Consider the following 12,659-nt stretch of genomic DNA (forward strand, 5'->3'; position numbering starts at 1 on the left):
AGTATAATCACTACAAACAGAACGGGTGATCGTATGACAACAACAATTCGGATATCGGTTAGACCTTTGGTGGAGTATGTGTACCGCAGTGGTAGCATACGTCCAGGGTTCCGGACCAATGCCTCAATGCAAGAGGGGACTCGGATTCACCAGCGGGTACAGAAGGAGTACACCGAAGAGGATCTGAAAGAGATCGTACTCGAAGCTGAGATTCAACATGGGGATCTGACCTATGTGGTGGAAGGGCGATGTGATGGCCTGATCCGGTTGGAGGGTCAGTTGACAGTGGATGAGATCAAATCAACTGCGGGCAATCTGGATGATCTGGGAGAAGGTCTTCCCGTGCACTGGGCGCAGGCCATGATGTATGCCTACATGTACGCCGTTCAGCAGGATGAACCACGTATGCAAGTGCAGTTGACGTATGTGCATTCGGTTACCCATGAAGAAAGACGATTTCGCCGAATGGCAGAACGGCAGGAACTGGAGCAGTTTGCGGCAGAAGTGATTGCCGGTTATGCGCCTTATGCAGAGATGATCGCTGCGTATGAAGAAAAGCGAGATGTCAGTGTGAAAGAGCTGCCGTTTCCTTTTCGCAAATACCGGGAGGGGCAGCGGAAACTGGCAGGAGCCGTATACAAAACAATCCGCGAGGGTCAGGGATTGATGGCCAAAGCACCAACAGGCATAGGTAAAACGATGTCCGTACTGTTCCCCACGGTCAAAGCGATTGGCGAAGGCGAAGCGAGCCGATTGTTCTATCTGACTGCGAGGACGACGACACGGGTGGCGGCAGAAGAAGCTTTTGCCCGGATGCAATCGGAAGGATTGAAGATGCATGTGATCAGTCTGACCGCGAAGGACAAGATATGTTTTAAGGAAGAGGAAGCTTGTGATACGGGGCAGTGCGGCATGTGTGAAGGATATTATGACCGTATTAACGGGGCCGTGCTGGACATGCTGGAACATGAGACGTTAATGACACGTCCGGTCATCGAGCAGTATGCGCGCAAACATCGGGTGTGTCCGTTTGAGTTTTCATTGGATGCGGCGTATGCAGCTGATGCGGTGATCTGCGATTATAACTATATTTTCGATCCGCGTATTTCTCTGAAACGAATGTTGGAGGAGCAGAAACGCAAGACGGTGTTACTGGTGGACGAGGCTCATAATCTGGTCGATCGTGGCCGAATGATGTTTTCCGCTGAGCTGGAGAAGGCAGTATTTCTAGATGTGAAAAGAGAATTTCAGTCGCTGGACAGCAGTGTGCCTGCTGCCAAAGCCATTGTTGACTACACCGGGGCCATTGATAAGTATCTGATTACCCTTCGGAAAAACGGTGGAGAAGAAGGAAAGATCATCCAGCAGGAAGCACCGGAGGAACTGATTGAACGGCTGGAGCCTTTTGTCATGGTTGCGGAGCAATGTCTTGTTGAAGGTGGTTCGGGGAATGCCGAGACGGATCAGTTGCTGTTGGATGCCTACTTCACAGCACAGAATTTCCTGCGTATTGCCAAGCTGTATGATGAACGTTTTATTACGTATGCAGAGTGTGTTCGAAGTGAAGTGAGAGTGAAGTTATTTTGTCTCGACCCTTCGGTACTGCTTCGTCAGACGGCCAAAGGATTCCGCTCCCTCATTCATTTTTCGGCTACCTTGTCACCTCTTCGCTATTACCGGGATATGCTGGGTGCAGAGGAAGAGGATTATACATTGCAGATTCCCTCACCATTTCAGCGCGAACAATTGGATGTGAGACTTCTGCCCTTATCCGTGCGTTATAAGGATCGGGAGCAATCCCGGCGACCCATTGCGGAGATGCTGCAACAGCTGGTAAGTGAATGGCCGCGCAGCAATCTAATGGTGTTCTTCCCTTCCTATCCTTATATGCGCGAGATATATGAGACCTATGCACAGCTTCCAAGTGAAGCGGATACGGTCATACAAAAGCAAGGCATGAACGAACTGGAACGGGAGCAGTTTTTGGATGGATTTCAGCCGAATCCTGAACGAACATGCTTGGTTTTTGCCGTCATGGGTGGCGTATTCTCGGAGGGGGTCGATCTGCCGGGAGACCGTTTGAATGGCGTCGTTGTGGTAGGTGCGGGGTTGCCGCAGATTGGTCTGGAGAACAACGTATTACGTGATTACTATGATCGGACAGGACGCAACGGATTCAATTACGCCTATATTTTCCCGGGGATGAACAAGGTGCTGCAGGCGGGTGGACGGCTGATTCGGACGGAGGAAGACAGAGGTGTGCTGGTGCTGGTCGACGATCGTTTTATCCAGGAACCGTATCGTTCCCTGTTGCCCGAGGAGTGGCGGGACTATAAACGAATTTGATGAATGAACTACGGATGAAATGATCCATGTATATAAGTTGAACTAATCATTTACACGATTTTTCTCAAATTTCTTTCCTTTATATGATTGAAGGGTAGGGTGAAAGGGTTATAACTTGGTTAGCAACGAACGAACAACGGCAATTACCCTATCCGTTCCGCGGTCCGCTTCGAAAGCAATCAAGGAGGTCGGTTATAATGAAGAGAAATCATACCATGATGCAGTTTTTTGAATGGCACCTGGCTGCAGACGGAGATCATTGGAAGCGACTGGCTGAAATGGCCCCGGAACTGAAAGCCAAAGGCATTGACTCGGTATGGGTACCACCCGTAACCAAGGCAGTGTCAGCAGAAGATACAGGTTATGGTGTATATGATCTGTACGATCTGGGCGAATTTGATCAAAAGGGTACCGTACGGACCAAATATGGCACCAAGCAGGAACTGGTGGAGGCCATTGCTGAGTGTCAGAAGAACGGCATTGCCGTCTATGTGGATCTGGTTATGAATCACAAGGCCGGAGCAGATGAGACGGAAGTGTTCAAAGTGATTGAGGTTGATCCCAATGATCGAACGAAGGAAATTTCCGAGCCGTTCGAAATTGAAGGTTGGACCAAATTCACATTTCCGGGTCGCGGAGCTCAATACTCCTCCTTTAAGTGGAGCTCTGAACATTTCAACGGTACAGACTTTGACGCCAAGGGAGAACGAACCGGTGTATTCCGCATCGCAGGAGAGAATAAAAAATGGAATGAGAATGTCGATGATGAGTTTGGCAACTATGACTATCTGATGTTCGCCAATATAGATTATAACCACCCGGATGTTCGGTGCGAGATGATTGATTGGGGAAAATGGCTGATCGATACCCTCCAGTGTGGTGGGTTCCGGCTGGATGCGATTAAGCATATCAACCACGAATTCATCAAGGAGTTCGCAGCAGAGATGATCCGCAAACGCGGTCAGGATTTCTACATCGTAGGTGAGTTCTGGAATTCGAACCTGGATGCATGTCGTGAATTCCTTGATACGGTAGACTATCAGATCGACCTGTTTGACGTGTCTCTTCACTACAAGTTGCATGAGGCTTCGCTTGCAGGTAGAGACTTTGATCTCTCCAAAATTTTTGATGATACCTTGGTGCAGACACATCCTACCCATGCGGTAACTTTTGTAGATAACCATGACTCCCAACCTCATGAAGCGTTGGAATCATGGATTGGTGATTGGTTTAAGCCGAGCGCTTATGCGTTGACGTTATTACGTCGGGATGGTTATCCGGTTGTATTTTACGGGGATTATTATGGCATTGGTGGACCTGAACCTGTGGATGGCAAAAAAGAAATTCTGGACATTCTGCTGTCTGCCCGTTGCAACAAGGCGTATGGAGAGCAGGAAGATTACTTCGATCACGCCAATACGATTGGCTGGGTTCGTCGTGGCGTAGAGGAAATCGAAGGTTCCGGTTGTGCGGTGGTCATCTCCAACGGCGATGACGGCGAGAAGAGAATGTTCGTCGGAGAGCATCGAGCTGGTGAAGTCTGGGTGGATCTGACGAAGAGCTGTGAGGATCAGATTACCATTGAGAAAGACGGCTGGGCCACCTTCCATGTGTGCGGTGGGGGCGTGTCGGTATGGGCCCTTCCCGAACAGAATGAGGACTGCGCTGACGCTGAGTAATGGCATGTGCCAGGCAGGATAAGAAAAGGTACATCGATTGATATGAAAACAGTATATAGATTGATCGTTAAACCATCTGAACAGGAGAGCGAGTATACCTGTGTCCAGGTGGTTTTTTGCATTTTTCTAGGCACAACTAAAACTCCATCCTAACGAACCGAGGGCAACTTATTTGCACTGAATTAGCGTTATTGGAATTCTAACGAATCTCAGTAACCTTATTACTCTCAAAAACGATTGAATTAACGCTAATTGGAGCAATATCAGCAGATTAACGTATTTGAGATTCGTTAGAATACTGGTAACTCGGATTTCAGCCGAATAAGGCCTCTCAGATTCGTTAGCTTAACTGAGTTAAGGCTCGCCGCCATAGGCAAACGAATCACTGCTGCAAGTGAAAACATGAAATGAGAAAGGAATCAGCTTAGATTTAACAGCAGGATAAGGTTATTACTCTTCAAAATACTGATTCATCGTATCCCACATTTGATTGAACTCACTTCGTTCCATTGAAAATGCTCCAGGCTTCTCAGGTTTATGATGAGAAGTTGGCTCAAAGTTTAAGTATTCATGGTGTGTAGTACACTCATAGTTTTTGCTGTTAATGAGGAATTCAACTCTATCCTTAAAGGGTCTTTCCAGTAATTTAACCACCATGATGTCTCCACTACTGGTGCTTCTTGCAGGAGAATATATCAGAAAGTAACCTTGTTCAATTCGATATTCCATAGCAATGACCTCCATTAGAATATAGATCGAATACGATAATATCCGATGTCCTCTCTCCGTTTACCTACTTCAGTTCAAATGATTCCAACGTACCAACCATTCGCAGATCATGCTCGCGGTTGAACTGTTCCCGTTTGTCCGCATCCGCGTACTCATCATGATAATGCATCAGTACGGTTTTCTGTCTCACTTCCGCGGGTAACTGCTCCAGATCCTTCAATGAGGTATGGGATTTGATCACCACATCATGCATATGACATTCATGGAAAATCAGCTGCACATCAGCGGCAACTTGCTCCACCCGTTCCTGGTCGAGTGTACTGTCTGCACTGTAATAGAAGTAAGGCTTGGCGAGCAGCCCATTGCTGACCATACCGGGAACATGTTGGGTCCGAAACGTCTCAAACGTCACGCCGCCCAGTTCGAATGTGCCTCCATCTGGCAGAGGAACGACATCGTAGTAATCGCTCATGGTACGTTCACCATCCGTTGTGTAGCGCATGCCGGGGGATAGAATGTTCCAGAGCGGATCTACCAATTGTTCGTGGATGAACAGACGGGGTTTGCGGTCGCCTACGATCTGTGCGTAATAACCCAGCATCTGTACACCGTTAATATGATCCTCATGCAGGTGGGTAATGAACACGTTGTGGATATCGGTCATTGGAAAACCGTATTCCTTGAGTGCTTTGGCATTCGATTCCGGAAAATCAATGACCAGATGCGTGTCACCGAATTCAGCCAGCATACTATTGTGGTGCTGCTCCACGCTAAACATATCTCCTGTGCCCAGAAAAGTAACTTTCAATTCATTTCATCTCCTTGTGTGATCTTCAGATCAGCATCCTTGCGTTAAATCCAGTATACCTTGTTCCCGAATATATGCCTAAATCAACCTTTTTTGATAACGCTATCATTTTATATTGAACTTTGATGATAAACAGTGTAGCGTAAAGATGGGAAGTGAACCCATATGAACGTAAACTCACCTAAAGGGAGCGTGCGAGGCGAATGAAATCTTTTCTGGATGAACAATTTTTGCTGCACAATGAAACGGCGATCAAGTTATATGAGGATTATGCCAAAGACATGCCGATTATTGATTATCATTGCCACCTCAGTCCTCAGGAGATCTACGAGAACAAAACCTTTGGCAATCTTACAGAGGCTTGGTTATACGGTGATCACTATAAGTGGCGGCTCATGCGCGCAAACGGAATTGAAGAGCAATATGTGACCGGCGGCGAAGGAGTGACTGATTACGATCGTTTCCTGGCTTACGCCAAAACGGTCCCTATGATGATCGGTAATCCGCTGTATGCCTGGTCTCACTTGGAATTACAGCGATATTTCGGGGTCTACGAAGTATTGAATGAGACAAGCGCACCGGCCATCTGGGAAAAAGTAAATGCCAAACTGAACAGTGACGGATTCGGTGCACGTGATCTGATTACGAAATCCAATGTCACTGTTGTGTGCACAACCGATGACCCAACGGATTCTCTGGAGTATCATCTAAAGATTCAGGAAATCGAAGGCTTTGACACGGCGGTATTACCTTCTTTCCGCCCGGATAAAGGCTTGGAATTGAACCGGGATACCTTCGTGGAATGGGTGGGCAAGCTGTCGCAGGCATCTGGCACTGCCATTTCAGATTATGAATCCTTCCTTGCTGCGCTGGAGTCACGTGTGGAATTCTTCCATTCTGTCGGCGGCAGAGTCTCTGACCATGCACTCGATTATGTCCCTTACGGTGTAGCTACGCGAGAGGAAGCAGCTTCCATCTTTGCCAAGGCACTTGCGGGTCAGAAGGTAAGTCGTGAGGAAGAGGACAAGTACAAGACAGTGACGCTGACATTCCTTGGCAAACTGTATGCAGAGCGGGGCTGGGTGATGCAGTTCCACATTAATGCAGCCCGTAACAACAATACGCGGATGTTTGCCCAGCTTGGGCCAGATACCGGTTACGATGCCGTGAATGATACGCCGCTTTCCGCAGCGATGATTGGATTGCTCGACGCGTTGGAACAGCAGCAAGCACTGCCCAAAACGATTCTGTATTCTCTGAATCCAAGGGACAACGAAGTGCTCGCGGCGATCATCGGCAGCTTCCAGGGCGGGGGCATTCCGGGCAAAATCCAGCTTGGTGCAGCATGGTGGTTCAATGATACGAAGGATGGCATGATCGCTCAGATGAAGGCACTGGCGAATGTGGGTCTGCTCAGCCGTTTTGTTGGCATGCTGACCGATTCACGCAGCTTCCTGTCCTACACCCGGCATGAGTATTTCCGTCGTCTGGTCTGCAACCTTATCGGTGAATGGGCCGAACAAGGGGAGGCACCGCAGGATATGGAGCTGCTTGGTCAGATCGTACAGGGCATCGCCTACAACAATGCAAAAGAATATTTCCCGTTTGCTTCAGTTCCTAAAACAGTCTCTGCTTCACAGTCCTGATGATTAACAAGCGCATCTAATCATGCAAGTTATGCAATAAGAAGATTCTCTAGTTTCTACTTTTCAAACGTAATAAAAATGCTCCCATTTCTTACCCCGGGTCATCATCCACTGGAGTATAGAAGGGAGCTTCTTTTGTATGCTATATTCGAGCCATTACATCCATTGACCCTATCACTATTGGGTTTCCGATAATAATTGTGCATATAGAGCAGCAAGCTCCTGAGAAGGAGCAGCACCTATTTCCTGAATTAAATGTGCTGAATATTGTTCATAATGTTTGATCAGGGCTTCCTTGTTATTCTGCATGGAAAGTGCTCGGATGAGCAGGATCAGCGATTCTTCGTGCAATTCATTGCGATGCAGGAGTTTTTTGAGTAGGCGGATAGCATTACTGGTATCTTTGGCTTCCAGTAGGGCATTACACAACCGCTGGTTCAATGCGTTATACATAAGTGACAGTCGTTCAACCTCGCTTAAGGACCACGTGTATCCATACTCTCCAAATAAATCACCCACATACATTTGCTCAATCAATAGGGCTTGTTCCATGTCTGCTCCGGATTGAATGATGGATAGCCGCCTACATCCTTCTTCGAAGCTGATAAAATCCACCGTAATATCGGATAAATTCAGAGCGTAATAATTATTGTACGTATGAAGTACTTTTTTCAGTCCATACCCATTAAGCAACTTGCGTAGCTGATAAACTGTTGTGTTGAGGTAGACTTCGGCATTCTTCTGTGGCATGTTTCCGAAAATATCTTCAATGAGACGGGTACGGGATACAAGCCGTCCTTGCTGGACAAGCAGATATGCAAACAATTCAATACTTTTGCTGGATTTCCATTTGGTCTTGGTTCCGTGGTCGCTGTGAATCTCGATTCTGCCCAGAGCATTGAACTCTACCGCTTGCGCTTCAATCGTTGCCACGACTTCTTCCTCAGGTAACTTGCTGCGCGACTCTGCCAGCGCTCTGTGTACCGTTTGGAGGAGCCGATCCTGTTTCACTGGTTTCACCATATAATCAAAGGCAAAGACCTCGAATGCAGATAAGGCATATTCTACATGAGATGTTATAAATACAATCCGGGTCTGTTTTCCCTGCTTTCGCAGTCCTTCTGCGAATTCCAGTCCACTTTCCCGGGGCATGTTAATATCGACAAAAATTAGATCTACCTCGTGATCGTCAAGATATGATGATGCGGCCTTAGTATTCAGAAATGCACCCATGACCTCCACTTCCCCGATCTTTGCCAGCATCTTTTTCATAATCAGGTGCATGGCCTTCTCATCGTCTACCAGAATGACCTTCATGTATTGTCCCCCACCTGCACGGAGTATGGAAGAGGCCCGCTTGCAGTAGTCTCGGGTGGGAGGGGTATAGAGAAGTAGAAGGTGCTGCCTTGCGAAGGTCTGCTGTCAAACCAGATCTCGCCCCCATTCAGGCGTACGAACTCTCGGCAGAGATTCAAACCAAACCCGCTGCCTCGTTCTCCCGCTGTTCCCGTTGCCGATACCGGATACTCATCCTGAAGCAGGGAACGGGCCTGTTCATCCGTAATCCCTTCTCCCGTATCGCTGACGGATACCACAATGTGCTGATCCTTTCGTTCGGCGTTCAACGTGATCTGTCCTCCCGGATTACTGAATTTAATGCTGTTGGATAAAAGGTTTCGAAGAATCAGGTCAAGCATTTCTTTATCCGCATAGACGCACACTCCTGGTGAAATATTCGATACCATGTGAATCTGCTTATTCTCGCTGCGAACACGTAACAAGCGTATACTTGCCTCCACAGAATAGTGCAGATCCCGTTCTACCGGATGGAAGACCTGCCCTCCGCCTTGGCTGCGGAACCACTCGAGCAGTCCTTCTACCAGAGCAAACGTATTATGAATCTGGTGCTTCATTTCATGGATAATCTCTTCATGATCAGCATTGGATCCTTGTATTTCTTCCTCAAGCAAGTCCATCAGATTAACCAGTACGGCTACTGGATCACGTATATCGTGAGCCACGACATTGAACATTCGGTCTTTGAACGTGTTGAGCTCACTTAACTGTTGGGCGTTGTCGCGAAGTTTCTTCTCGGCCTGCACGGCTTCAGTCACATCATTAAGCAGTAGCATCTTGCCAATGGGTTTACCACTTTGATGCTGAACAAGAGAAAGATGAACGTTATAGGTTCTACTACTCGGGTCGTTGGAGAGTTGAATTTTACGGACATCGTTAAGCGGTTCCTGTTCAAGCAGCTTTGCTAGAAGCTGTGGGTATTGTACAAGTACCTGACTGGCATGTTGGCCCAAGCCTTTGGGATGAAGAGACTCAATGATACGCCGGGCAGAACGGTTGTAGCTGGTCAACACATGGTCCAGATCGAACACAATAACAGCATCCTGTATGGATTCGAATACCTTTTGGTATGCCAGCGGAGCCAGACGAAGTAGATTGAATTGGAAGACTCCCCATGTGTAGAAGATGCCCGATATAACAAATCCAAATGGAGAAAAATCAAGGGGTGAATGAAAGATATTACTTAGGTAAATTAGTGAGAAAATGAATGGTCCACAGGAGCCAATAATCATGAACACCACTTGTTTTTTCAAAGGGGGTGCGGCACGAAGCAACATCTGTATCAGGAAAAACACAGAAATAAAGAACAGTGCATAGGAAAAGACGACATGAACAGAAAATAAAGGTCCTCTCTCAAGAGACACGAGTGGAAATCCCCAGGATGTATCGATCGTCATGTTGGTATAGAAGAGATGATGCCACTCATTGGTATTATGTGTGATAAACGTAAAAACAGGCACAATCAGCAATAGAACCACATTGCGTGTCCGCACCCATGATTCACGGCCTGTATAATGCAGTACCATAAGGAAGTAGAACACCGGCCCAAGCAGAATTCCAACATACTCGATTCGAAGCCAGAATCGAATATGGTCCAGTTGCTGACTAATGATCTCGAAGCCATAGCCGAATGTATAAAAAGAACTGACAAGCATCCCCAGCCCGTAACTGACGGCAATGGGCGAGCTTCTTCTTTTATAGGAGAGGTAAGCAAGCATTAATGTGCAGCAGGTCGCAGCCATCAGCAATGCAGATAAGTACATATTAGGGTTCATGGATGGGCCGCCTCGATCTAAGATATATTCATGCAAGATATGCCTCCTATGTTATCAGAATCAGGATTAAAAACATACGTGTTTGAGAGCGGGTAATGACTTTTATTTTTGAAATCAAAAAGGAAGTCCCCATAGAAGGTTGAATCTGTTAAAAAAGCCCACCAAGCCTGGAAACAGGCTTGGAAGGCTTCAATTATTGCATCTTAATTATAGGGATTGTAGAAGTGCGGCAAATTCAGGATTGGTCTGTAGCACTCGCAAAATAATAGTCAATGCTTCTGCACGGGAAGCGGAGTTCGCAGGATGGAATTCTCCATTCCGATCTCCTTGAATAATCCCGGCTGCTGCCGCTTGCTGGAGTTGATCTTTATTCCAGATTTGCTCCAGATCGGAGAAAGCAGGTGCTTCTGCGGTGGGTACTTTGCTCAGATCCATAATGCGCGAGATGATGGCGATGATCTCAGCACGTTTAATCTCTTGATTCGGTCTGAATGTACCGTCCGGGTAACCGGATAACACACCCTTGCTTTGCAGAGAGCGAATGGAAGACTCTGCCCAGTGACCTGATACGTCGCTTATTGTATTGCCTTGGTTGCTCGACAGATCAAATACTTTGGCGATCAGGGTTGCGAACTCGGCACGGGTGATACTGGCGTTCGGGTGGAAGGAGCCGTCGGCATAACCTGTTACGACCCCTAGCTTCACGAAGTTATTTATTGTCGCATCTGCCCAGTGTGTGCTTGTATCGGTTAATTGAACTGACGCAAGATTGGACTGTGCTGCTTTAATCTTCTGGGTGAAGCTCGCCATGAAGGCATCCATATTGATAACCTGGTTGTTGAATGTAGGTCCAGATACTACATCTGTTCCGGGTGTTGGCTGAGGGCTCGGCTCAGATGGTGTCACGGGTGTTGGTACAGGCGTAGGAACTGGTGCAGGTGCTGCGGGTGAGCCTGATCCACCGCCACTTGAACCTCCTCCAGAGTTACCACCTGTGTTTCCTCCATTGTTCCCGTTGTTGATTGTGGTAATCACAACGGTTTTGGTTCCGAATACGCCTGATAGATCTGCGGCCTCGGCTTTAACCAGAACAGTTCCTGCTGAAGTTCCAGTTAGTTTTCCGTTTGCATCAATGGTCGCTTTGCCTGTTCCGTCCTGTACTGACCAGACTACAGAAGGATTCTTGGCATCGGCTGGAAGGACATTTGCCGTCAGGGAAATGGACTGACCTGTTTGCATAGAATCGCTCCCGCTGATGGTAATGGAATTCACGAGAACAGGAGTCGGCGTAATGGTGACTTGCACATTTTCGACAACGCCACTACCATCTGTAGCAGCCGCCTGAGCCAACACGGTTCCCGGGTTTCCGGCGGTAAGTACGCCTGTAGTCGGATCGATCGTGGCTGTTCCGGTTTGATCCGAGACAGACCAAGTCACGGCAGGATTGATCGCGTTAGAAGGTGAGATTGTAGCATTCAGAGCCAACGTCTCACCAGTGACTACAGAATAGACATCGTCCGGAGTGGTTATTTTCACATTGGTAACGATGGATAGTAAGTTATCATTAAGCAATTTTGAGCCAGAGTATACGCTGATCGGCTTTGTAATTGTTCCCGATTTGATTGGAAAGGTTACAAGTCCACCCTGTGTATAGTAGGAATATCCATTGGCTACGGTTTGGTCACCATATCCATTCAGACTATGAAATTCTAAATTTGGATCGTCTCCATGCAGGAAGACTTCAGTTCGGTTGTTAACAGGTTGCCCCTGCTCATCGTAAACAGCCAACGTATAATTTAGATAACCCGAATAAGAAGAAGGCTGGGATGCCGCAATTAACTGGACATGATGTGCGGCAGATGCTGGTTTATTACTTTGAATATTGAGAATATTAATTAGATTGCCAGATATATCAGGGATATTGTTATCTGGAACCCATGCTATTCCATCTGTTTCAGCGTATCCCCCGACGATCTTTTTATTAATATCCATGATAGCTTCTACACTGCTGTTAACTCCGATATCTGGAACCTGTACAACTTCTCCACTGGAATACCTGAAGAATACTTGAGTACCTTCGCTCGGTTTATCATTGGGATATTGTATTATAATGGAACTTTTGTTGGTTACACATCCGCTTAATAAAACTGCAAACAAAGCCAATAACATACCTGTTTTTCCTATTTTGAATCTGTTCATCTTCAATCTTCATCTCCTTAAATTCTGGTTACTACATTTTGAAATAAGTATATCTGGCTCCAATGACGGCAAAATGACAAAACCCATAATCAAGCGCGTGTATGCTCTTGATTATATATTG

Annotated in this window: 8 protein-coding genes; 3 read left to right on the top strand and 5 right to left on the bottom strand. The window is 46.9% G+C overall.

Annotated elements, in window-relative coordinates:
- The first annotated feature begins 33 nt into the window (after nucleotides 1–33).
- Nucleotides 34–2,346 carry an ATP-dependent DNA helicase gene (locus tag IFU39_RS21865; protein WP_192134833.1) on the top strand — a complete coding sequence of 771 codons (2,313 nt, stop codon included), beginning with the start codon at nucleotides 34–36 and terminating at the stop codon, nucleotides 2,344–2,346.
- Between the two features lie 197 nt (nucleotides 2,347–2,543).
- Entirely contained in the window at nucleotides 2,544–4,025 is a 1,482-nt protein-coding gene (locus IFU39_RS21870; protein ID WP_192134835.1) for an alpha-amylase, read from the top strand.
- 450 nt (nucleotides 4,026–4,475) lie between these two features.
- Here the strand turns inward: IFU39_RS21870 and IFU39_RS21875 are convergent, their stop codons facing one another.
- Nucleotides 4,476–4,754, bottom strand: a complete 279-nt coding sequence (locus IFU39_RS21875; RefSeq protein WP_091012669.1) for a hypothetical protein — start codon at nucleotides 4,752–4,754, stop codon at nucleotides 4,476–4,478.
- A gap of 64 nt (nucleotides 4,755–4,818) precedes the next feature.
- The gene (locus tag IFU39_RS21880; RefSeq protein WP_192134837.1) at nucleotides 4,819–5,562 is read right to left on the bottom strand and encodes an MBL fold metallo-hydrolase; all 744 of its coding nucleotides are present in this window, start codon (nucleotides 5,560–5,562) and stop codon (nucleotides 4,819–4,821) included.
- Between the two features lie 203 nt (nucleotides 5,563–5,765).
- Here IFU39_RS21880 and uxaC point away from each other — a divergent pair, with 203 nt between their 5' ends.
- Nucleotides 5,766–7,208, top strand: a complete 1,443-nt coding sequence (gene uxaC, locus IFU39_RS21885) for a glucuronate isomerase (protein WP_091012673.1) — start codon at nucleotides 5,766–5,768, stop codon at nucleotides 7,206–7,208.
- 177 nt (nucleotides 7,209–7,385) lie between these two features.
- On the opposite strand, the gene IFU39_RS21890 is transcribed toward uxaC, so the two are convergent.
- From IFU39_RS21890 to IFU39_RS21900, 3 genes are all read right to left on the bottom strand, one after another.
- Nucleotides 7,386–8,525 (bottom strand): response regulator, encoded by a 1,140-nt coding sequence (locus IFU39_RS21890; protein ID WP_192134839.1) that lies wholly within the window; start codon nucleotides 8,523–8,525, stop codon nucleotides 7,386–7,388.
- Nucleotides 8,522–10,375: a sensor histidine kinase gene (locus IFU39_RS21895; protein ID WP_192134841.1), complete on the bottom strand. Its 1,854-nt coding sequence runs from the start codon at nucleotides 10,373–10,375 to the stop codon at nucleotides 8,522–8,524. Before IFU39_RS21895 ends, IFU39_RS21890 begins: the two co-directional genes overlap by 4 nt.
- Nucleotides 10,376–10,546: 171 nt before the next feature.
- Entirely contained in the window at nucleotides 10,547–12,538 is a 1,992-nt protein-coding gene (locus tag IFU39_RS21900; RefSeq protein WP_105600260.1) for an S-layer homology domain-containing protein, read from the bottom strand.
- Nucleotides 12,539–12,659: the final 121 nt, after the last annotated feature.

It is taken from the genome of Paenibacillus sp. CFBP 13594, assembly GCF_014842675.1.
GTDB classification, from domain to species: domain Bacteria; phylum Bacillota; class Bacilli; order Paenibacillales; family Paenibacillaceae; genus Paenibacillus; species Paenibacillus amylolyticus_B.

Coding starts and splice junctions, on each gene's coding strand:
- IFU39_RS21875 (WP_091012669.1), bottom strand. CDS start 4,754: ATGGAATATCGAATTGAACAAGGTTACTTTCTGATATATTCTCCTGCA.
- IFU39_RS21870 (WP_192134835.1), top strand. CDS start 2,544: ATGAAGAGAAATCATACCATGATGCAGTTTTTTGAATGGCACCTGGCT.
- IFU39_RS21900 (WP_105600260.1), bottom strand. CDS start 12,538: ATGAACAGATTCAAAATAGGAAAAACAGGTATGTTATTGGCTTTGTTT.
- IFU39_RS21865 (WP_192134833.1), top strand. CDS start 34: ATGACAACAACAATTCGGATATCGGTTAGACCTTTGGTGGAGTATGTG.
- IFU39_RS21890 (WP_192134839.1), bottom strand. CDS start 8,525: ATGAAGGTCATTCTGGTAGACGATGAGAAGGCCATGCACCTGATTATG.
- uxaC (WP_091012673.1), top strand. CDS start 5,766: ATGAAATCTTTTCTGGATGAACAATTTTTGCTGCACAATGAAACGGCG.